Source organism: Kitasatospora sp. NPDC023120 (assembly GCF_055560835.1).
Map to the genome: position 1 here is coordinate 1 of NZ_JBVHHY010000053.1, position 19,051 is coordinate 19,051.

The 19,051-nt window shown below is 74.4% G+C and carries 20 protein-coding genes; 9 read left to right on the forward strand and 11 right to left on the reverse strand.

All coding sequences use genetic code 11. The features are described 5' to 3' along the window. Positions 1-141: 141 nt before the first annotated feature. Positions 142-1,191: a fatty acid desaturase family protein gene (locus ACZ3TI_RS39110; protein WP_465735077.1), complete on the reverse strand. Its 1,050-nt coding sequence runs from the start codon at positions 1,189-1,191 to the stop codon at positions 142-144. A 155-nt stretch (positions 1,192-1,346) separates the two neighbouring features. Here ACZ3TI_RS39110 and ACZ3TI_RS39115 point away from each other — a divergent pair, with 155 nt between their 5' ends. Then, entirely contained in the window at positions 1,347-2,075 is a 729-nt protein-coding gene (locus tag ACZ3TI_RS39115; RefSeq protein WP_465735079.1) for a dienelactone hydrolase family protein, read from the forward strand. 29 nt (positions 2,076-2,104) lie between these two features. On the opposite strand, the gene ACZ3TI_RS39120 is transcribed toward ACZ3TI_RS39115, so the two are convergent. Together ACZ3TI_RS39120 and ACZ3TI_RS39125 are read right to left on the reverse strand one after the other, a co-directional pair. Beyond that, positions 2,105-2,722, reverse strand: a complete 618-nt coding sequence (locus ACZ3TI_RS39120) for a TetR/AcrR family transcriptional regulator (RefSeq protein ID WP_465735081.1) — start codon at positions 2,720-2,722, stop codon at positions 2,105-2,107. A 223-nt stretch (positions 2,723-2,945) separates the two neighbouring features. Further along, positions 2,946-3,719: an SDR family NAD(P)-dependent oxidoreductase gene (locus tag ACZ3TI_RS39125; RefSeq protein ID WP_465735083.1), complete on the reverse strand. Its 774-nt coding sequence runs from the start codon at positions 3,717-3,719 to the stop codon at positions 2,946-2,948. 144 nt (positions 3,720-3,863) lie between these two features. On the opposite strand from ACZ3TI_RS39125, the gene ACZ3TI_RS39130 reads away from it, so the two are divergent. Then, positions 3,864-4,499 carry an NAD(P)-dependent oxidoreductase gene (locus ACZ3TI_RS39130; RefSeq protein WP_391556299.1) on the forward strand — a complete coding sequence of 212 codons (636 nt, stop codon included), beginning with the start codon at positions 3,864-3,866 and terminating at the stop codon, positions 4,497-4,499. 68 nt (positions 4,500-4,567) lie between these two features. On the opposite strand, the gene ACZ3TI_RS39135 is transcribed toward ACZ3TI_RS39130, so the two are convergent. Continuing rightward, the gene (locus ACZ3TI_RS39135; RefSeq protein WP_465735086.1) at positions 4,568-5,182 is read right to left on the reverse strand and encodes a TetR/AcrR family transcriptional regulator; all 615 of its coding nucleotides are present in this window, start codon (positions 5,180-5,182) and stop codon (positions 4,568-4,570) included. Between the two features lie 70 nt (positions 5,183-5,252). Here ACZ3TI_RS39135 and ACZ3TI_RS39140 point away from each other — a divergent pair, with 70 nt between their 5' ends. Both ACZ3TI_RS39140 and ACZ3TI_RS39145 read left to right on the forward strand, forming a co-directional pair. Next, positions 5,253-6,125, forward strand: a complete 873-nt coding sequence (locus ACZ3TI_RS39140; RefSeq protein ID WP_465735088.1) for an alpha/beta fold hydrolase — start codon at positions 5,253-5,255, stop codon at positions 6,123-6,125. 161 nt (positions 6,126-6,286) lie between these two features. Continuing rightward, on the forward strand, positions 6,287-7,036 hold the full coding sequence (locus ACZ3TI_RS39145) for a hypothetical protein (RefSeq protein WP_465735090.1): 750 nt from the start codon (positions 6,287-6,289) through the stop codon (positions 7,034-7,036). 109 nt (positions 7,037-7,145) lie between these two features. On the opposite strand, the gene ACZ3TI_RS39150 is transcribed toward ACZ3TI_RS39145, so the two are convergent. Then, entirely contained in the window at positions 7,146-7,931 is a 786-nt protein-coding gene (locus ACZ3TI_RS39150) for a hypothetical protein (RefSeq protein WP_465735092.1), read from the reverse strand. Between the two features lie 348 nt (positions 7,932-8,279). Here ACZ3TI_RS39150 and ACZ3TI_RS39155 point away from each other — a divergent pair, with 348 nt between their 5' ends. Then, positions 8,280-10,781: a helicase-associated domain-containing protein gene (locus tag ACZ3TI_RS39155; protein ID WP_465735094.1), complete on the forward strand. Its 2,502-nt coding sequence runs from the start codon at positions 8,280-8,282 to the stop codon at positions 10,779-10,781. 12 nt (positions 10,782-10,793) lie between these two features. Here ACZ3TI_RS39155 and ACZ3TI_RS39160 read toward each other — a convergent pair whose 3' ends face one another. Beyond that, a complete protein-coding gene (locus tag ACZ3TI_RS39160) occupies positions 10,794-11,045 on the reverse strand; it encodes a hypothetical protein (RefSeq protein ID WP_465735096.1) in 252 nt (83 codons plus the stop codon). Positions 11,046-11,150: 105 nt separating this feature from the next. Between ACZ3TI_RS39160 and ACZ3TI_RS39165 the strand changes: the two genes are divergently transcribed. Both ACZ3TI_RS39165 and ACZ3TI_RS39170 read left to right on the forward strand, forming a co-directional pair. Then, positions 11,151-11,555 carry a hypothetical protein gene (locus ACZ3TI_RS39165; protein ID WP_465735098.1) on the forward strand — a complete coding sequence of 135 codons (405 nt, stop codon included), beginning with the start codon at positions 11,151-11,153 and terminating at the stop codon, positions 11,553-11,555. Positions 11,556-11,637: 82 nt separating this feature from the next. Next, positions 11,638-13,275 carry a DNA repair helicase XPB gene (locus tag ACZ3TI_RS39170; protein ID WP_465735100.1) on the forward strand — a complete coding sequence of 546 codons (1,638 nt, stop codon included), beginning with the start codon at positions 11,638-11,640 and terminating at the stop codon, positions 13,273-13,275. An 18-nt stretch (positions 13,276-13,293) separates the two neighbouring features. Here the strand turns inward: ACZ3TI_RS39170 and ACZ3TI_RS39175 are convergent, their stop codons facing one another. Then, the gene (locus ACZ3TI_RS39175; RefSeq protein WP_465735102.1) at positions 13,294-13,452 is read right to left on the reverse strand and encodes a hypothetical protein; all 159 of its coding nucleotides are present in this window, start codon (positions 13,450-13,452) and stop codon (positions 13,294-13,296) included. Between the two features lie 314 nt (positions 13,453-13,766). Here ACZ3TI_RS39175 and ACZ3TI_RS39180 point away from each other — a divergent pair, with 314 nt between their 5' ends. Next, positions 13,767-15,818, forward strand: coding sequence for a HelD family protein (locus ACZ3TI_RS39180; RefSeq protein ID WP_465735104.1), 2,052 nt, complete (start codon positions 13,767-13,769; stop codon positions 15,816-15,818). A gap of 47 nt (positions 15,819-15,865) precedes the next feature. Here the strand turns inward: ACZ3TI_RS39180 and ACZ3TI_RS39185 are convergent, their stop codons facing one another. From ACZ3TI_RS39185 to ACZ3TI_RS39195, 3 genes are all read right to left on the reverse strand, one after another. Continuing rightward, entirely contained in the window at positions 15,866-16,552 is a 687-nt protein-coding gene (locus ACZ3TI_RS39185) for a copper homeostasis protein CutC (protein WP_465735106.1), read from the reverse strand. A gap of 67 nt (positions 16,553-16,619) precedes the next feature. Beyond that, the gene (locus ACZ3TI_RS39190; protein WP_465735108.1) at positions 16,620-17,567 is read right to left on the reverse strand and encodes a hypothetical protein; all 948 of its coding nucleotides are present in this window, start codon (positions 17,565-17,567) and stop codon (positions 16,620-16,622) included. After that, complete coding sequence (locus ACZ3TI_RS39195; RefSeq protein ID WP_465735110.1) at positions 17,564-17,917, reverse strand: PadR family transcriptional regulator; 354 nt, start codon at positions 17,915-17,917, stop codon at positions 17,564-17,566. Before ACZ3TI_RS39195 ends, ACZ3TI_RS39190 begins: the two co-directional genes overlap by 4 nt. A 64-nt stretch (positions 17,918-17,981) precedes the next feature. On the opposite strand from ACZ3TI_RS39195, the gene ACZ3TI_RS39200 reads away from it, so the two are divergent. Then, positions 17,982-18,608: an HD domain-containing protein gene (locus ACZ3TI_RS39200; protein WP_465735112.1), complete on the forward strand. Its 627-nt coding sequence runs from the start codon at positions 17,982-17,984 to the stop codon at positions 18,606-18,608. On the opposite strand, the gene ACZ3TI_RS39205 is transcribed toward ACZ3TI_RS39200, so the two are convergent. Next, the gene (locus ACZ3TI_RS39205) at positions 18,605-18,961 is read right to left on the reverse strand and encodes a hypothetical protein (RefSeq protein ID WP_465735114.1); all 357 of its coding nucleotides are present in this window, start codon (positions 18,959-18,961) and stop codon (positions 18,605-18,607) included. The genes ACZ3TI_RS39200 and ACZ3TI_RS39205 overlap by 4 nt on opposite strands. Between the last annotated feature and the right edge of the window lie 90 nt (positions 18,962-19,051).

The window sequence follows — 19,051 nt, forward strand, 5'->3', positions numbered from 1 at the left end:
TTCGTACACCCACCCGGTGCCCCCCCCCCCGGGTAGGGTGCCGGCGATTCTTAAATTTTTTTTTTCGGGCACCTCCGGGGGGGTGTTGGTATGTCGGCCCGGCCGACTTCCCACTCCCCGCCCCTCTCCGTCTCCTCTCCCTCACTCGCCGAAGCGGATCGGCTCCCCCGTCCGGTGCAGGTGGGCGAAGATCTCGCGGTACGACCGCAGCAGGCCCACCTCGTAGTACGGGATCCCCTCCTCCGCGCAGAACTCGCGGGTGATCCGGGCGGCCCGCCTGAGCGCCGGGGTCGGCATGTTGGGGAAGAGGTGGTGCTCCACCTGGTAGTTCAGGCCGCCCATCACCGAGTCGATGACCAGGCCGCCCCGCACGTTCCGCGAGGTGAGCACCTGGCGGCGCAGGAAGTCCAGCTTCATCTCCGGCGTCACCATCAGCATGCCCTTGTGGTTGGGCGCGAAGACGGCGCCCAGGTACACCCCGAGCAGCGCCTGGTGCACGGCGAGGAACGCGACCGCCTTGCCTACCGGCAGCGCCGCGAACACGAGACCGAAGTACGCCACGAAGTGCCCGACCAGCAGCACGCCCTCCAGCACCGGCCGCTTCATCGTGGGGCCGCGCAGCGCCCGGAAGCTGTTGTAGCTGAGGTTGAGGCCCTCCAGCAGGAGCAGCGGCACGAACAGGAACGCCTGCCGGCGCCCGATGAACCGGGCGATCCCGCTCGCCTGCCGGGCCTGCTCCTTGGACCAGACGAGGAGGTCGGGGGAGACGTCCGGGTCCCGTTCCTCGTGGTTCGGGTTGGCGTGGTGGCGGGTGTGCTTGTTCATCCACCAGCCGTAGCTCATGCCCATCAGCAGGTTGGCGGCGATCCGGCCGCCGATCTCGCTCGGCAGCCGCCTGCTGAACACCTGGCGGTGCGCGAGGTCGTGCGAGAGCAGGGCGACCTGGGCGAAGACGACGGACATCGCCACCGCCAGGCCGAGCTGCCACCAGGTGTCGCCCAGCGCGAACAGGGCGTACCAGCCGCCGAGGAACGCGGCGAGCACCAGGGCCATCCGGACGGCGTAGTAGCCGGGCCGCCGGTCGAGCAGGCCTTCGGCGGCCATCCGGCGGCTCAGTCGGGCGAAGTCGCTGCCGGCGGGACCCGCTTGCGGGGCGGGGGCGTCGGCCGTCGTCACGGTCTGTGTGGGCATGCCCCGAGTCTGGTCGGGCGGGGCGGTCCGAAGAACGGGGGAAGCACCCTTCCCGTAGTGGGGCTAACCCCCGAGCCGAAAGGGGTGCGGACCCGGCCGCGCCGACCGTCTACGATGTCCGCCGCAACCATCCGACCTTCACCACGGGGGACTTGATGACTGGTCAGTGGCAGGAGCTGGGCACACCCGGCGGCGTCGAGGCGTACGTGCACCACCCGGAGGGCGAGGTGCGCGGCGCCGTCGTCGTCTGCTCCGAGCTGTACGGGGTCAACGCGTACGTCCGCGGGATCTGCTCCGAGCTGGCCGCGCTCGGGTACGTCGCGCTGGCGCCGGACTTCTACTGGCGCGACGCCCGTCGCACCGAGCTCGGCTACAGCGCCGAGGAGCGCGAGGCGGGCCTCGTCCTGATGCGCGCCCTGGACCGCGACCGGCTGGTGGCCGACGCGGCCGAGGCGCTGGCGGCGGCACGCGGTCTGGCGGGCGGGCGCGGGGTGGCGTTCCTGGGCACGAGCATGGGCGGCCACATCGCCGTCCGCGCGGCCACCGAGCTGCGCTTCGAGCTGGCCGCCGTGTTCTACCCGGGCTGGATGCTCAACTCGGGCTTCCCGCTGGTCGGCCCGGTCCCACCGCTGGAGACCGCCGACCGGATCGCCGCCAACGGCGTGTTCCTGCTCGGCTTCAACGGCGACCAGGACCACATCCTGCCGCTGGACGAGTGGAAGGCGGTGGAGGAGAAGCTCACCGAGGCCGGGGTCGCCCACGAGCTGGTGACCTACCCGGGCGCCGGGCACGGCTTCGCCGCCGACCGCGCCGACGGGCACGACGCCGCCGCCACCGAGGACGCCTGGCGGCGCATCCACCGGGCCCTGGCCGACCGGCTGTAGGCCTGGACCCCCGCGGGCCCCCGCGGGCCCTACGCCTCCGTCCCCGCCGGGTCCGCGCCGAGGGCGGCACGGACCAGGCGGGTGACGGCGGGCACGGCGGCGGTCAGGTCGTCCCCGGACGCCGTGTCCGCCAGCTCCGCCGCCAGGGCGTCGTAGGTCTCGAAGGCCGTCAGGACGAAGAGCAGGCCCGCCGCGTCCGGCGGGGCGGCCGGCAGCCGGGCGGCCAGGACCGCGGCGCCCTCCCGGCGGCGGGCGTCGCGGTCGGCGATGACCCGGCCGACCTCGTCGTCGAGGGCGGCCAGGGCACGCAGCCGGCGGGTGCAGACCCGGTCGACCGCCCAGAAGCCGCCCATCACCTCGACGAACCGGTCCACCGCCGCCCACGGGTCGGCCAAGCCGAACGCCTCGGCCAGCCGGGCCATGCCGCCCTGGGCGGCGAGGGCGTCGCAGACCGCCTCCAGCAGGCCCGTCTTGGAGCCGAACTGGTAGTAGACGGTGGCCCGGGCGACGTCCGCGCGACGGGCGACCGCGTCCAGCGAGAGCCCGCCGGTCTCCGCGAGGTGCACCCGGGCGGCCGCGACGATCCGGGCCCGGGTCTCGTCGACCTCCGCCTGCCGCTGTCCCATCCGGTAGGACCGGGGGCTCATCCCGTTCGCCTCCACTCGTTCCGCGTGAACCGTCCGCGGGAACCGGTGGTTCCGCGGGAACTGGCAGTATCGCCGATCGGCTCACCCGGGCCGGATCGCCCCCGCGCCCGCCCGTCCGGCCCTCCTGTCCGACCCGCGTCCGACCCGCGTCCGACCCGCCGACCCGCCGATGCTCCGGCCCCGACCGCCAGGCCCGACCCGACGGCGGGAGGACGCCCCGGGCTCAGACGATGACCCGGCCGCCGCTGACGTCCAGGGTCTGCCCGGTGATCCAGGAGGACGCGTCGGAGGCCAGGAACAGCGTGGCCGAGGAGATGTCCTCCGGCTCTCCGAGCCGCCCCAGCGGGTGCGCGGCGGCGACCGCCGCCTGCACCTCCGGCGGCATCTGCGCGGCCGTCCGCTCGGTGCGGACGGCGCCGGGCGCGATCGCGTTGACCCGCACGCCCTCGGCCGCGACCTCCAGCGCGAGCTGGCGGGTGAGCATCAGCACGCCCGCCTTGGCCGCGGCGTACGCGGCGGAGGCGCCGCTGGGCAGCCGGCCCGCCGTGGAGGCCATGGTGACGATCGAACCGCTGCGCCGGGCGAGCAGCCCGGGCAGGAAGGCCCGGACGGTGAGGAAGGTGGCGGTGAGGTTGCCGTCCAGGACGGCCCGCCAGTGCTCCTCGGTCTCGCGGGCGGTCGGTACGGGGTAGCCGTCGCCGCCGGCGAAGGCCGCCAGGACGTCGACCGGGCCGAGCTCCCGCTCGATCCGGTCGGCGGCGGAGGCGAGCGCCGCCGCGTCGGTGCAGTCGGCGACCAGGCCGAGCGCCCGGGCGCCGTCCGCGCGCAGTTCCCCGGCCACCTCGGCCAGCGCCTCCTCGTCCCGGCCGAGGACGGCGACGGCCGAGCCCTGGCGGGCGAAGGCCCGGGCGGTCTCCGCGCCGATGCCGCGGCTGCCGCCGGTGATCACGACGACCCTGCCGTTCAGGTCGGGGTAACGAGCCTGTCGAACTCCCATGTCCCATCGCTCCTTCGGGCTTGCTCTCGCGGTGTGCTGTGGTTCACTGGATTCATTCATACAGTCCGTCTGAATGAATCACAAGGGACCACAAGGGAGGGTCGACGGGCCGCAGCCGCCCACCGGCCCGGCAAGGAGCAACCGATGAAGATCGCAGTCGTGGGCGCCACCGGACGCACCGGCCGCCTGGTGGTCGACCTCGCACTGGCGGCCGGACACACCGTCACCGCCGTCGCCCGCACCCCCGCCCGGCTACCCCGGTTCACGCACGGCACCCCGCACACCGCGCAGGCGGACGTCCACCGACCCGGCTCACTCCTGGAGCCGCTGAACGGCCAGGACGTGGTCGTCGCCACCCTCGGCAGCACCGGCCGCCAAGCCACCACCGTCTTCTCCGACGGCGCCCTGGCCCTGACCGCCGCCGTCCGCGCCGGCGGCGCGCGACACCTGGTGACGATGGGGTCAGCCGGTCTGGAGACCGGCCGACTCCCCTTCGCCCAACGGGTGGTGACCAAGCTCGTGGTCGACCGGCTGTACCGGGAGATCCACCGGGACCTGGCCCGGATGGAGTCGGTGCTGGCGGCGTCGGACATCGGCTGGACGGTCGTCCGGGTGCCGATGCTCAAGGACGGGCCGCCCTCCGCGAACCCCTCGGTCTCCTACGACCGGCCGCTCCCCCGCGCCGGCACCGCCACCCGCGCCACCGTCGCCCGCTGGATCACCGACCACCTGGGCGACCCGGACACCTACCGCCGCCTCGTCCACCTCGCCGACGGCTGAGGAGCGACCGCGCCGAGGCCCCGCCCGACAGGCCCCTCGCGCGAAGGCGTGCGAGGGGCCCGCTGCGTTCAGGCGGACGCGTCGGCCGACGGCGGCCGGAACAGCTCGTCCAGGTGGTACTGCAGGATCGCCAGCGCCTCCTCGCCGCCGCGCTGCCCGCCCAGGACGCTCGACCCGAGGCCGTTGACCATCGCCAGCAGCCCGGCCGCCGTGACCCCGACGTCCCGGCCCGCCGCGATCTCCCCGGCCTCCTGCGCGGCGCGCAGCTGCTTGGCGAGGAAGCCCTCCAGCAGTTCGGGCTGCCGCGCGCCGTGCTTCTCCATCGCCTCCGGGTCGCCGAGCACCAGCGTGTAGTACGCGGCGTAGGTGCGGGTGATCCGCCGGCTCTCCGGGTCGGTGGGCAGGATGCAGGAGAGGACCGCGGTGACCACCTGGCGCGGGGCGCGGGCCTCGCCGATCCACCGCTCCATCCGGGCCTGGAGCTGGGCGCCGAGTCGGGCGAAGGCGTCGAGCAGCAGGCCGTCCTTGGTCTTGAAGTAGTACTGCACGAGGCGCAGCGAGACGCCCGCCTCCGCCGCGACCGCCCGCATGCTGGCCGACTGCAGTCCTTCGGTGTCGGCGATGCGCAGCAGGGCCTCGGCGATCTGCCGACGGCGTTCTTCGTGGTCGACCTTCGCGGTCATCGTTCCGACCTCCGTAGTTTCGAACCGCTCTCCTGGTACACCCGTATCATGCATGTGATACACATGTACCATGCGAATCAGCGAGTTCAGGAACGGCAAGGCCGAAGCCCGCTTCCGCGCCGCCTACGAGCGCGCGCTGACCCAGCTGTGGCCGCCGGCGGCGACGCCGCTCGACGTCCCCACCGGCTTCGGCACCACCCGCGTCTACCGCACCGGCCCCGAGCAGGGGCAGCCGATCGTCCTGCTGCCCGGCTCGGGCGGCAACGCACTGATGTGGCACGGCTACCTCGACGCCCTCGCCCGACAGCACCCCGTCATCGCCGTGGACACCATCGGCGAACCCGGCGCCGGCGTGCAGAGCGCCCCCGTCCGGGACGGGCGCGACGCCGCCGCCTGGCTGGAGGAACTCCTCACCGCGCTCGACCTGCCGTCCGTCCACCTGGTCGGCTGCTCCTACGGCGGCTGGATCGCCCTCAACCACCGGATCCACCACCCCGGGCGCGCCGCCGCCCTCACCCTGGTCGACCCCGCGGGTTTGGCCGACCTGGACCGCCGCTTCTACACCTGGCTCATCGTCGGCGGCCTCGCCGCGCTGGCCCCGCGCCCGCTCCGACCGCGGCTGGCGGGGCTGGTCGGCAACAGCGCGATCCTGGAGACCGAGCTGATGGCCCTGACGCGCGCCTCGATGGGCTTCCGCCGCCGGTTGCCCCCGGCCACCACCCTCACCGACGAAGAACTCGGCCGCCTCGACGCCCCCGCCCTCTTCCTCCTCGGCGAGCGCAGCGCCCTGTTCGACGCCCGCGAGGTCGCCGCCCGGCTGAACCGCGTCCTGCCGGGCGCCCGGGTCGAGCTCGTCCCCGACGCCGGCCACGCCCTGCCCACCGACGACCCGGCGGCCGTCACCGCCGGAATCCTCAGCATGGCCGCCGGGCAGGCACATTGACCCGGGCGGCCCAGTCTGCCGAGTAGCGGACCGGCACCGGGCGGCCGGTCGTTCAGGTGAAGTCGGCGCGCGCCGACCGGGGGCGCCGGGCACCCGGGGAAGCCTCGTGCGTGACGGCCGCTCGCTCGGAGCGGCCGCACCGGACCACGGAGACCTCCCCGATGCGACTGTCCCCCCGCTCCGCCGCGCTCGCCGCCGCCGCACTGTCCGTCGCCGCCCTGGTCGGCCCGGCTCCCGCCGCCGCCACCGCCGGCACCGCTCCGCCGCCCCCGGCAGGCCGGTACCTGAACCTGCACCAGTGCGTCTACAACGGCCCCTTCCTGCCGACCAGCTTCGACCTCATGACCACCCTGGTCCCGAGCCTGGACGGTCGGTTCAGGGCCGGGACGGACGTCTCCGACACCCCGGTCCCCGCCGCGGTCTGCGGTCCGGGCGACGGGACGTACCAGCCCAACGTCTACACGGCCGCCGAAGGCTACGACCTCACGGCCGGGCGCTACCTGAACCTGCACCAGTGCGTCTTCTGGAGCGACTACGACCAGGACCACCTCACCACGATGGTCGGGACCACGGACTACAAGTTCTTCGCCTCCACCAATGTCTCCAACACCCGAGACACCGCCCCGAGATGCGGCGACGGGGGCGGCGTCGACCACCCCATCCCCCTGCTGTCGAGCGCCACACCGCTGGACCTGACCGCCGGGCGGTACCTGAACCTGCACCAGTGCATGTACTACTTCGACCGTTTCCACGACCACTTCACGACCCTCGCAGCGAGCGGGGACGGGCGCTTCAAGGCCGGGACGAACATCTCCGACACCCCCGACACCAAGCCCTCCTGCGGTGCCGGGGACGGGAACTACCGGCTCATCCCGCTGCTCTCGGGCGTCAGGGCCCTCCAGCTGCGCTGAGGTCCGCGCACCAGCCCCGCACGGCTGCTCCGCCGGACCGCCGAGGGCGGCTGACGGCCGACGGCCCTGAGCAGCCCGGCAGTCGGGCGGTCCGGCAGCCGGGGTCGCCTCAGCCCTGCTGCGGCGGACGGCGGCGCATGCCGATGAGCAGCAGGACCACCGCGGAGATCACCGCCGACACCCGCAGCACGTTCGGCGCCGACGACCAGCTGATCTGCCCCAGCGGGGAGCCCGACTGCAGCCCGCCGCCGCCCTGGCCGCCGGCCTGCTTGGCGCGCTGCATGGCGTACAGGGTGGTCGCGCTCATCGTGATCAGCGGGATCCCGAGGATCACGAACTTGCGCATCAGGTCCGAGAGTTGGCGGGAGAGGTAGCCGAGCCCCCAGCCCGCCAGCATGACCGGCAGGATGCCGGAGACGGCGCCGGCGACCAGCAGGGTGCTGGAGAGCAGGATCAGCGGGGACGCCTTGCGGGCACCGGGGTCCTTCGCGGCCCCCTTCGCCGCACCCTTCCCTGCCGCCGGGGCCCCGGCGGCAGGAGCGGCAGGGGCCCCGGCGACAGGGGCGGCAGGCGCCGCGTCCGGAGCGGCCTTCCCCTTGGCCTTCCACAACCTCTTCGGCTTCCTCGCCGCCTCCGGATCCGCCGCGGGCGGCACCGACTCGGCGGCGGGCACAGCCGGGTCCGCCGCCGCATCCGCCGCGCGCTGCTCGGGAATGGGCTGCGGCGGGGGCTCCGGCCCGTCCGAGAAGTCGAAGACCGTCATGCTCCACGGCCCGGTGCTGCTCACCGTCGGCGGCGGGATCGCGGACGCCCGCTCCTCGGCGGCGGCCGCGTCCGGCGGGTTCAGCGGAACGGACGGGATCCCGTCCGCGCTCGGCGCGGGCGGGTCGTACACGCTGTCAGGATCGAAAGCGGGCGACGGCACCGACGGCGACGGCGGCGCGGACGGCATGGGCGGCACCGACGGGGCGCCCGCACCACCCGAGGCGCCCGAGGAACCGCCCCGCGCGGCCCGGTCCTCCCCGCCCCCGACCGAACGCTCGCTCCACGGCCCGCTCTTGCGCCACCACTCGCCGTCCGTCATCCCCGACACCCCGCCTCGCCCGGCTCACCCATTGAGAAGCGCGGCCGCCCACCGAACCGCCCTCGCCGTGACGCTACCCACCCCGCCCCCGCCCACGCGAGTCCCGACCCCACGCAGCCCGACGGACGACGGACACCCCACCCGACTAACCTAGGTCGAATGACCACACAGCAGGGCCCCCGACGCAGGGGCAGGACGCCCGCCGGCCCGCGCACCCTCGCCGAGGAGCTGCGCGCCCGCCCCGACGACGCGCTCGCCGCCCTGCTCCGATCCCGCCCCGACCTGCTGAACCCCGTCCCCGGCGACCTGACCCAGCTGTCCGCCCGGCTCTCCTCGCGCGCCTCCGCGCTGCGCGCCCTGGAGCGGCTGGACCGCTTCACCCTGCAGGTCGCCGAGGCGCTGGCGACCGCCCCGGACGGCACCTCCGTGGCCACCGTCCGCTCCCTGCTGACCGGGCCGGCCAAGGTCAAGCCGCACCCCGGCGCGACCCCGCTCACCCCGGCCGACCGGTCCGCCGTGGCCACCGCCCTGCCCCGCGCGATCGCCACCCTGCGCGATCGCTCGCTGCTCTGGGGCCCGGACAACGGCCTGCGGCTGGTGCTCGCCGTCCGCGAGGCACTCGCCCCGACCGCCGCCAACCCCGGCCGCACCGGCCTCGGCCCGACCCTCGCCGACGCCACCGTGGGCATGTCGCCGGCCCGGCTGCAGCAGCTGCTCGCCTCGGCGGGCCAGCCGGCCACCCCGGACCCGGTCACCGCCGTCGCCGCGCTCACCGCGCTGCTCACCGACCGCACCCGCTGCGCCGCGCTGCTCGACACCGCCCCCGAGCCCGCGCTGCGGCTGCTGGACCGGCTGGTCTGGGGCCCGCCCACCGGCACCGTCCCGGACGCCGCCCGCCCGGTCACCGCCGAGGACGCGCAGAGCCCCGTCGAATGGCTGCTCGCCCGCGGCCTGCTGCTGCCCACCAGCCCCGGCAGCGTCGTGCTGCCCCGCGAACTCGCCCTGCACCTGCGCGGCGGCCGCACCCACCGCACCGTCGAACCGGTCCCGCCCGAGCCCGCGCCCGCCACCGCCCCGCGCGATCCACAGGCTGTGGACAGCGCCGCGGCCGGCCAGGCCCACACCGCCGTCAAGACCGTCGAGGAGCTGCTGGACGGCTGGGGCCTCACCCCGCCGCTCACCCTGCGCGCCGGCGGCCTCGGCGTCCGCGACCTCAAACGCACCGCCCAGGTCCTGGAGACCACCGAGCAGCAAACCGCCTTCTGGCTCGAACTCGCCTACACCGCCGGCCTGCTGGCCCCCGACGGCGAGGTGGACGAACGCTGGGCCCCCACCCCGGCGTACGACACCTGGCTGCAGCTGGACACCGCCGAGCGCTGGTCCGTCCTCGCCGCCGCCTGGCTCGCCGCCACCCGCGTCCCCGCCCTCGCCGGTACCCCGGACGGCAAGGGCAAGCAGCGCGCCGCCCTCGGCCCCGAACTCGACCGCACCCTCGCCCCGTCGGTGCGCCGCGCCGCCCTCGCCCTGCTCGCCGAACTGCCGCCCGGCACCCCGGCCACCGCCGAGGAGCTGCTTCCCACCCTGCGCTGGCAGCGCCCGCTACGCGGCGGCCCGACCGGCCCGGACGGCCGCGACCTTCGCGACGAGCTCGTCGCCTGGACCCTCGACGAGGCCGAACTCCTCGGCATCACCGGCCGCGGCGCCCTCGCCGCCCCCGCCCGCGCCCTGCTCACCGCCGAGGCCGACCCGGCCGAGGTGCTCGCTCCGCTGCTGCCGCGGCCGCTCGACCACGTGATCCTCCAACCGGACCTCACCGCGATCGCCCCCGGCCCGCTGCTCACCCCGCTCGCGCACGCCCTCGCGCTGTGCGCCGACATCGAGTCCAAGGGCGCGGCCACCGTCTACCGGTTCACCCCGACGTCCGTCCGCCGCGCCCTCGACGCCGGACGCACCGCCGCCGACCTGCGCGCCTTCCTGGAGCAGCACAGCCGTACGCCCGTCCCGCAGCCGCTCACGTACCTGATCGACGACGTCGCCCGTCGGCACGGCATCCTGCGGGTCGGCGCCGCCTCCTCCTACCTGCGCTGCGACGACCCCTCCCTGCTGAACGAGGTGCTCGCCGACCGCCGCTCCGCCGAGCTGCGGCTGCGGCTGCTCGCCCCCACCGTCCTCGCCGCCCAGGCCGCCCCGGACGTGCTGCTCGCCACGCTGCGCACGATGGGCTACGCCCCGGCCGCCGAGTCCGCCGAGGGCGACGTGCTGATCACCCGCCCGGACAGCCACCGCACCCCGCCCCGGACGGCGCCCGTCCCCGTCCCGGACGGGCCGCCGACCCCCGACGACACCCTGCTCGCCGCAGCCGTCAAGGCCATCCGGGCCGGCGACCGCGCCGCCACCGCCTCCCGCCGCGAGCCCATCCCCGACCCGCGCCAACTCCCCCGCACCGCCGCCGCCGAGACCCTGGCCGCCCTCCAGACGGCCGTCCTCCTCGGCGAGCGGATGTGGATCGGCTACCTCAACGCCGAGGGCATCGCCAGCCAGCGCATCATCGACCCGGTCAAGGTCGAAGGCGGCTTCGTCACCGCCTTCGACCACCACGCGGACGAACTCCGCACCTTCGCCCTCCACCGCATCACCGGCGTCGCGGAACTCGACGAGTGACCGGCCGGGGTGTCAGTTCCCCCGCGACTCCTTCATCTTCTCCTTGACCGCCTGGTCCGCCAGGCTGCCGATCTGCCCCTGCCCGACCGGCAGTTCACCGCCGGTCACGGTGTCCGCGAGCAGGAACCCGGGAGCCGCGAGCAGGCCGCCGGGCCCCTCCCCGATGCCCGCGAGGGCGTGGGCCGAACCGGCCGAGGAGGCGGTGGCGGCGAAGGCCGTGCCCATCAGGGCGAGGGCGGTGAGAACACGCTTCGACTTGTTCATGACCGGCTCAACGAGCGAGGTTCCCGCCGGTCACCGGCGTGCGGTTGCGCCGCCCCTGGACGCGGCGTAGTCCGGAAGGACGGGGGGTTCCCCAGAGGAGGCATCATGCTCGGCGAACTGATCGGCGAGGTCCGCGGCAAGGACACCGGCCGACGGGTCCTCGCGGCCGCCGACGGACACGCGGTCGTCGAGGTGTCCTTCGAGGGCACCGCCACCTACTACGGCGTCGCGGTCTCCAGCTTCGGCACGTACGAGACCGAACTGCGCGCCGACGGCACGCTGTTCGGCGAGGGCCAGGGCGTCGACATGACCGCCGACGGCCAGACCGTCACCTGGCACGGCAGCGGCCTCGGCCACTTCACCGAGGGAGGCGTCGTCCAGTACCGCGGCGCGCTCTACTTCTCCACCACCGCCCCGCAGCTGGAGAAGCTCAACGGCGTCGCCGGCCTCTTCGAGTTCGACGTCGCCCAGGACGGCACCTCCACCGGCAAGCTCTACGAGTGGAAGTAGCCCGTCCCGGTTCACCGCGGAATGCGCGACACTGGAGGGTCTGCGTCAAACCACCCTGTCAGCCAGTGGAGGGCTCCCCCGCGTGAACGACGGACCGCTCATCGTCCAGAGCGACAAAACTCTCCTCCTGGAGATCGACCACCCCAAGGCCGCCGACTGCCGGCGCGCCATCGCGCCGTTCGCCGAGCTGGAGCGGGCACCCGAGCACGTGCACACGTACCGGGTGACCCCGCTCGGGCTGTGGAACGCGCGGGCGGCCGGGCACGACGCCGAGCAGGTGGTCGACGCCCTGGTGACGTACTCGCGCTACCCGGTGCCGCACGCGCTGCTGGTGGACGTGGCCGACACCATGGGCCGGTACGGCCGGCTCCAGCTGGTCAAGCACCCGACGCACGGGCTGGTGCTGACCACCACCGACCGGCCGGTGCTGGAGGAGGTGCTGCGCTCCAAGAAGATCGCCCCACTGGTCGGCGCCCGGGTCGACCCGGACACCGTGGTGGTGCACCCCTCCGAGCGCGGGCAGATCAAGCAGGTGCTGCTCAAGCTCGGCTGGCCCGCCGAGGACTTCGCCGGGTACGTGGACGGCGAGGCGCACCCGATCGACCTGGCGGAGGACGGCTGGCAGCTGCGCCCGTACCAGGCGCAGGCCGTCGAGGGCTTCTGGCACGGCGGCTCCGGCGTCGTCGTGCTGCCCTGCGGCGCCGGCAAGACGCTGGTCGGCGCGGCCGCGATGGCGCACGCCAAGTCGACCACGCTGATCCTGGTCACCAACACCGTCTCGGCCCGCCAGTGGAAGCACGAGCTGGTCAAGCGCACCTCGCTGACCGAGGACGAGATCGGCGAGTACAGCGGCACCAAGAAGGAGATCCGCCCGGTCACCATCGCCACCTACCAGGTGATGACCACCAAGCGGAAGGGCGTCTACGCGCACCTGGAGCTGTTCGACGCCCGCAACTGGGGCCTGGTCGTCTACGACGAGGTGCACCTGCTGCCCGCCCCGGTGTTCAAGTTCACCGCCGACCTGCAGGCCCGCCGCCGGCTCGGCCTGACCGCGACGCTGGTGCGCGAGGACGGCCGCGAGGGCGACGTGTTCAGCCTGATCGGCCCCAAGCGCTTCGACGCGCCGTGGAAGGAGATCGAGGCGCAGGGCTACATCGCGCCCGCCGACTGCTGCGAGGTCCGGGTCACCCTGACCGACTCCGAGCGGCTCGCCTACGCGACCGCCGAACCGGAGGAGCGCTACCGCTTCTGCGCCACCACGGCGACCAAGCGGCGGGTGGTGGAGGCACTGGTCAAGAAGCACGAGAAGGACCAGACGCTGATCATCGGCCAGTACATCGACCAGCTGGACGAGCTCGGCGAGGCCCTGGACGCCCCGGTGATCAAGGGCGAGACCAGCAACGCCCAGCGCGAGAAGCTCTTCGACGCCTTCCGGAACAAGGAGATCAGCGTCCTGGTGGTCTCCAAGGTCGCGAACTTCTCGATCGACCTGCCCGAGGCCACGGTGGCCATCCAGGTCTCCGGGACCTTCGGCTCCCGCCAGGAGGAGGCCCAGCGCCTCGGCCGAGTGCTGCGCCCCAAGGCGGACGGCCACGCGGCGCACTTCTACTCGGTGGTCGCCCGGGACACCGTGGACCAGGACTTCGCCGCCCACCGGCAGCGCTTCCTGGCCGAGCAGGGCTACGCGTACCGGATCATCGACGCGGACGACGTGCTGTAACCGGAGGAGAGCCGACGCTCAGTAGCGGACACCGTCGCGCCCGAGGAAGATCACGCGCGCGGCGGTGTCCAGGGCGATGCCGACGTTGCGGACGGCGGTGCTCAGCGGGTGGCGGTGGCGCCCGGTGGCGGCGGCGCCGGCCGGGCCGGAACGGGGGGTGGGGTTCTGGTTGCTCATGTCTTCAACGGTAGGCACCCGACCGGCCGCGGGCATCACTCCAAAGGCCGTATCCGCCGGGACGGAGCTCGTCCTCCGGGTGTACGGCGGACCCCGGGACCGGGGTAGGGGCAACCCCGAGACCTGCACGGCTGGAACCCCGACGCGGACGGGTCTAAGATCGTCCGTCTGCCCCCTCCCGAACCGTGGTACCTGCTGAAGTCCCGCAGGCAGCCGGGGGAGGCGTCGACCGCACGGCAACCGGTCGGCTGTACCCCACCGTGAGCTCCATCGATCCGCTGCGCCCGCCACCGGGGCAGCCGGGAAGGTTCGCTGTGCCCGCCACCCCCACCACCGACCCCCTCCAGCGCGAACGCGACCACCTGGCCTCGTCCCGGGCCGCGCTGCGAGCGATGCGCGAGGACGTCGAGTCGCTCGACCTGCGCGACGTGACCGGCACCTGGGTGTCCGCCGTCGTCCTCCAGAACCAGATCGAGGCCAGGATCGCCGCCCTGGCCGACCTCTCCCACACCCCGCTCTTCTTCGGCCGCCTCGACTACCTGCACCCGATCAGCGAGGAGCTGAGCGAGGGCGGGGGAGGAGAAAACTTCTACATCGGCCGCCGCCACGTCCACGACGCCGACGGCGACCCGATGGTGATCGACTGGCGCGCGCCGGTCTCCCAGCCGTTCTACCGGGCCAGCCGCACCGACCCGATGGACGTCGAGCGCCGCCGCCGCTTCGGCTACACCGGTGGCGAACTCACCGCCTACGAGGACGAGCACCTCACCGACCCCGCCGAGACCGACACCGCCTCCGCCCTGCTCGCCGCCGAGATCGAGAAGCCCCGCGTCGGCCCGATGCGCGACATCGTGGCCACCATCCAGCCCGAGCAGGACGAGATCGTCCGCTCCGACGTGACGGGCACCATCTGCGTCCAGGGGGCGCCCGGCACCGGGAAGACCGCCGTCGGCCTGCACCGCGTCGCGTACCTGCTGTACGCGCACCGCGAGCGTCTCGCCCGCACCGGCACCCTGGTGATCGGGCCGAACAACGCCTTCCTCTCCTACATCGAGCAGGTGCTCCCCGCGCTCGGCGAGCTGGACGTCGCCCAGGCCACCGTCCAGCAACTGGTCGCGCACGTCGAGGTCCGGGGCGAGGACGGCCCGGAGGCGGCCCGGCTGAAGGGCGACGCCCGGATGGCCGAGGTGCTGCGCCGCGCGGTGCGGGCCGGCATCACGCTGCCCACCGAGCCCTGCGTGGTGGTCCGCGGCTCCCGCCGCTGGCGCGTCCCGGTATACGAACTCGTGGAGATCATCGAGGAGTTGAAGGGTCGCGAGGTCCGCTACGGCGCCGCCAGGGACGCCCTGCCGCAGCGCATCGCGCACGCCGTGCTGCTGAAGATGGAGCAGGGCGGCGAGGCCCCGGACGACCGGGTGCAGGACGCGGTGGCCCGCAACACCGCGGTCAAGGCGGTGGTCAAGAAGTGCTGGCCCGCCGTCGACCCGGCGAAGCTGGTGCTGCGGCTGCTCTCCGACCCGGAGTTCCTGGCCACGTGCGCCGAGGGCGTGCTGACCCCCGAGGAGCAGCAGGCGGTGCTGTGGCCCAAGCCGGGCCGCTCGGTGAAGACCGCCCGCTGGACGGCGGCCGACGCCGTCCTGGTGGACGAGGCGACGGACCTGGTGCAGCGCACGCCCTCGCTCGGCCACGTGGTGCTGGACGAGGCGCAGGACCTCTCCCCGATGCAGTACCGCGCGGTCGGCCGCCGCTGCACCACCGGCTCGGCGACCGTCCTCGGCGACCTCGCCCAGGGCACCACCCCGTGGGCGACGGCGAGTTGGCCGGACGCCCTGCACCACCTGGGCAAGCCGGACGCCCACGTCGAGGAGCTGACCAAGGGCTTCCGGGTGCCGGAGGAGGTCATCGCGTACGCCTCCCGGCTGCTCCCGGCGATCGCCCCGGGCCTGGCCCCGGCCGGCTCGGTCCGCGACGCCCCCGGCTCGCTGACGATCCGCCGGATCACCGACGGAGACTCGACCGAGGCGGTCCTGGACGCCTGCCGGGAGGCGCTGGGGCACGAGGGCTCGACCGGCCTGATCGCCGCCGATGCCCGGATCCCGCTGCTCGCCGAGGCGCTGACCGCCGCCGGCCTGCCGCACCTCTCCCCCGGCACCGAGACCAGCGCCGAGGCCCGGCTCACCCTCGTCCCGGCCTCGCTGGCCAAGGGCCTGGAGTACGACTACGTGGTGCTGGACGAGCCGGCCGCGGTAATCGCCGGCGAACCGGACGAGCGGACCGGCCTGCGGCGGCTGTACGTGGCACTGACCCGCGCCGTCTCCGGGCTGACCGTGCTGCACAGCGAGCCGCTGCCCGAGCAGCTCCGTTAGTCACGCGGAAGGGCCGACCCGGTGGGGTCGGCCCTTCCGCGGGACGCTCAGGCGTCGATCCGCGCCCGCCACTCGGCGACCTTGGCCGCGTCCACCGGCGTCCGCCAGCCGTCGACCCGGACCGCGCCGCCGACGTGGAAGGCGTCGAATCCCTCCGCCCGCAGCTCCTTCAGGTGCTCGGCCCGCAGGCCGCCCCCGATCAGGATCCGCTGCCGGTACCCGGGCTCCCCGGCGCGGGCCAGCTCGGCCGACAGCACCTCGCGCCCGGCGTCCACCCCGGCGGCCGCGCCCGAGGTGAGGAAGGTGTCCAGCCCGGGCAGGGCGCCGACGGCGGCCCGCAGGGCGGCCCGGTCGGCGCTGTGGTCGACCGCCCGGTGGAAGGTCCAGCGGCAGCCGGCCACCGCCTCGGCGACGGTCGCGGTGGCGGCCAGGTCGACGGCGCCGTCGGCGTCGAGGAAGCCGAAGACGAACTCCTCGGCGCCCTCGGCCCGCAGCGCGGTGGCCCGGGCGCACAGCTCGTCCAGGTCGCCGGGGGCGAAGCCGTCCCGGATCCGGAGCATGACGCGCAGCGGGATGCCGACGGCGGCCCGGATCCGGGCGAAGTCCTCGACGGACGGGGTGAGCCCGTCGGCAGCCATGTCGGTGACCAGTTCGAGCCGGTCGGCGCCGCCCGACTCGGCGGCCTGGGCGTCCTGGGGCGTCAGCGCGATGACTTCGAAAATTGGTCTAGACATATCAGTAGGTTGCCACACCCGCCCGAGCAGGGCGAGACCACACCCCTCCCCCGTTCCGGCCCCCGCTTCAGGCCGGCAGCCTGCCGCCCGGCCCGGCCGCGCCCTTGCGCCGTCCGACCAGCACCAGCGCGACCGCCACCGCGACCACCACCCCGGCCATCGGCAGCAGCCGCCAGGCCCCGCCCTCCTGCTGCCAGAGCCCGTGCAGGTTCACGCTGAGCGCCCAGGGCAGCGCCGCGAGCCCGGGCACCGCCACCAGGTACCAGCCGCGCACCACCGACAGGGTCATCAGCAGCGGCACCACGACCATCGCCGCCCGCCACTGCGGGTCCAGGTGGTACCAGCTGGTGTAGACGTTGTCCCCGAACGCCGCGACCGGGGTCAGCACCGCCGCGGCCGCCATCAGGGCCCGTTCCCGGCCCGCCGGCACCGACAGTGCGTCCTTCGGCGCGGCCAGCAGCACCAGCGCCCAGAGCACGAACGGACCGTCCCACTGGAAGGCCTCGAGGAACACCCAGAGCGGCTGCAGCACGACGGGATCGGTCACCGCCGCCACGAGTTCCGCCCCCGCCGCCAGCGCCGCCACCCCGGCCAGCAGCTTCGCCGCCGTCCACCGTCCGAGCAGCGCCGCGCCGACCGAGAGCAGCGCCCCCAGCAGCAGCCCCCAGCGCAGGAAGTAGCCCAGCTCCCAGTCCGGGCCCGACAGCACGGCCGCGTCACCGGTCAGGTACTCGATGAGCACATTGCCCCCCGCCAGTCCGGCGGCCGAGCCGACCACCAGCGGGGCGGCCAGTGCCGCCAGCCGCCCGCCCGTCGAAGTGGAGGTCAGCCCGGTCCGCATGCGCAGCCCGTACGCCCCCAGGTCGAACAGTTCCCGGACCCTGGCGGCCCGGCCGACCTCCGCCGTGGTGTCGGCGAAGACGTCGGCCAGCTCGTCGCCGCGCTCGCGGCGGTAGCGGACCGGGTAGAGCGCCAGCGCCGTCCGGACCGCGACGGTCGAATCACTCATGCTCATGCGAAGGCCCCCCTGACCCTCGGACGGACAGCGGCGGCGGAGAGCCGCCGCTCGGCTTCGGCGGCCACGGCCCGCAGCCGCTCGGCCTCGGTGGCCAGCGCGCCGCGACCGGTGTCGGTCAGCGCGTAGGTGCGCCGGGCGCGGCCGTCCACCACCTCCTCGGCGGCGACCTCGATCAGGCCCTGGCCGAGCAGCCGGTCGAGCGCGCCGTAGAGCGTGCCGGTGCGCATCTTGACCCGGCCGTCGGAGATCGCGGCGATCTCCTGGATGAGCGCGTAGCCGTGCCTCGGGGCATCGGCCAGCGCGGTGAGCAGAAGCAGCGTCGGCTCCTGCATGGAGCGTTCTGTCATGCGTCTACATATATCGTTGACCGGCACATCCCGTCCACCGGAATCACCCACCACAATGTGCTCCATGCCGACCGACGACCTGCTCACCGCCTGGACCGCCCTGCTGCACCGCTGCGGCACCACCGCCGACCCCGAGCCGTACGGCCGCGAACTGCTGCGCCGCTGGTCCGAGCCGCAGCGCCGCTACCACACCGCCGACCACCTGCGCGCGGTCCTGCGGCACGTCGACGAGCTCGCCGGGCACGCCGACGACCCGGACGCCGCCCGTCTCGCGGCCTGGTTCCACGACGCCGTCTACCGCCCCGACCGCACGGGGAACGAGGAGCGCAGCGCCGCCCTGGCCGTCCGCGCGCTGACCGCAGCCGGCCTGCCCACCGCCCGGGTGGCCGAGGTCGAGCGCCTGGTCCTGCTCACCGTCGGCCACGACCCGGCGCCGGGCGACCGCGACGGCGAGGTGCTCTGCGACGCGGACCTCGCTGTCCTCGGCGGCACCCCCGAGGCGTACGCGGCGTACGCGGCCGCCGTCCGGGAGGAGTACGGCTTCGTCCCCGACCCTGACTTCCGGACCGGCCGCGCCGCCGTCCTGCGCGGGCTCCTGGCGCTGCCGGCGCTCTACCGCACCCCCGCCGCCCGCGAGCGCTTCACGGAGACCGCCCGCGCCAACCTGACGGCGGAGCTCGACGCCCTCTAGACCAGCTTCCCCACCGGGGCCACCACCGCGCCCTGCTTGCCGCACACCCAGTGGGGCTCCGGCCCCAGCTCCGGCTCCACGCTGAGCGCGTGCGGGTCCCCGTCGGCCGCGCACTCGGTGCACAGCGGCCAGCGACCGTACGCCTCCAGCAGTGCGTCCTGGACGTCCTGGGCGACCAGCCCGAGCACGTACTCGGTGCCGTCCGGCCACTGCTCCAGCCACCAGCGGCGGTGCGTCACCGCCTGCTCCACCAGCGAGACGACGGCGGCGTCCGCCACGTCCCGCGCGGTGAGGTCGGCCAGGATCAGTGCCCGCGCGTTGTGCAGCGCGGTCTCGATGTCGTCGGAAGCCATCCGCCCATTCTCCCTCGAAACGCCGTGTGGGCGGCTCCCCGAAGGGAACCGCCCACACGATCCGGAATCAACCGATCCGATCAGAAGACG

Coding starts and splice junctions, on each gene's coding strand:
- ACZ3TI_RS39110 (WP_465735077.1), bottom strand. CDS start 1,191: ATGCCCACACAGACCGTGACGACGGCCGACGCCCCCGCCCCGCAAGCG.
- ACZ3TI_RS39115 (WP_465735079.1), top strand. CDS start 1,347: ATGACTGGTCAGTGGCAGGAGCTGGGCACACCCGGCGGCGTCGAGGCG.
- ACZ3TI_RS39120 (WP_465735081.1), bottom strand. CDS start 2,722: ATGAGCCCCCGGTCCTACCGGATGGGACAGCGGCAGGCGGAGGTCGAC.
- ACZ3TI_RS39125 (WP_465735083.1), bottom strand. CDS start 3,719: ATGGGAGTTCGACAGGCTCGTTACCCCGACCTGAACGGCAGGGTCGTC.
- ACZ3TI_RS39130 (WP_391556299.1), top strand. CDS start 3,864: ATGAAGATCGCAGTCGTGGGCGCCACCGGACGCACCGGCCGCCTGGTG.
- ACZ3TI_RS39135 (WP_465735086.1), bottom strand. CDS start 5,182: ATGACCGCGAAGGTCGACCACGAAGAACGCCGTCGGCAGATCGCCGAG.
- ACZ3TI_RS39140 (WP_465735088.1), top strand. CDS start 5,253: ATGCGAATCAGCGAGTTCAGGAACGGCAAGGCCGAAGCCCGCTTCCGC.
- ACZ3TI_RS39145 (WP_465735090.1), top strand. CDS start 6,287: ATGCGACTGTCCCCCCGCTCCGCCGCGCTCGCCGCCGCCGCACTGTCC.
- ACZ3TI_RS39155 (WP_465735094.1), top strand. CDS start 8,280: ATGACCACACAGCAGGGCCCCCGACGCAGGGGCAGGACGCCCGCCGGC.
- ACZ3TI_RS39160 (WP_465735096.1), bottom strand. CDS start 11,045: ATGAACAAGTCGAAGCGTGTTCTCACCGCCCTCGCCCTGATGGGCACG.
- ACZ3TI_RS39165 (WP_465735098.1), top strand. CDS start 11,151: ATGCTCGGCGAACTGATCGGCGAGGTCCGCGGCAAGGACACCGGCCGA.
- ACZ3TI_RS39175 (WP_465735102.1), bottom strand. CDS start 13,452: ATGAGCAACCAGAACCCCACCCCCCGTTCCGGCCCGGCCGGCGCCGCC.
- ACZ3TI_RS39185 (WP_465735106.1), bottom strand. CDS start 16,552: ATGTCTAGACCAATTTTCGAAGTCATCGCGCTGACGCCCCAGGACGCC.
- ACZ3TI_RS39190 (WP_465735108.1), bottom strand. CDS start 17,567: ATGAGCATGAGTGATTCGACCGTCGCGGTCCGGACGGCGCTGGCGCTC.
- ACZ3TI_RS39195 (WP_465735110.1), bottom strand. CDS start 17,917: ATGACAGAACGCTCCATGCAGGAGCCGACGCTGCTTCTGCTCACCGCG.
- ACZ3TI_RS39200 (WP_465735112.1), top strand. CDS start 17,982: ATGCCGACCGACGACCTGCTCACCGCCTGGACCGCCCTGCTGCACCGC.
- ACZ3TI_RS39205 (WP_465735114.1), bottom strand. CDS start 18,961: ATGGCTTCCGACGACATCGAGACCGCGCTGCACAACGCGCGGGCACTG.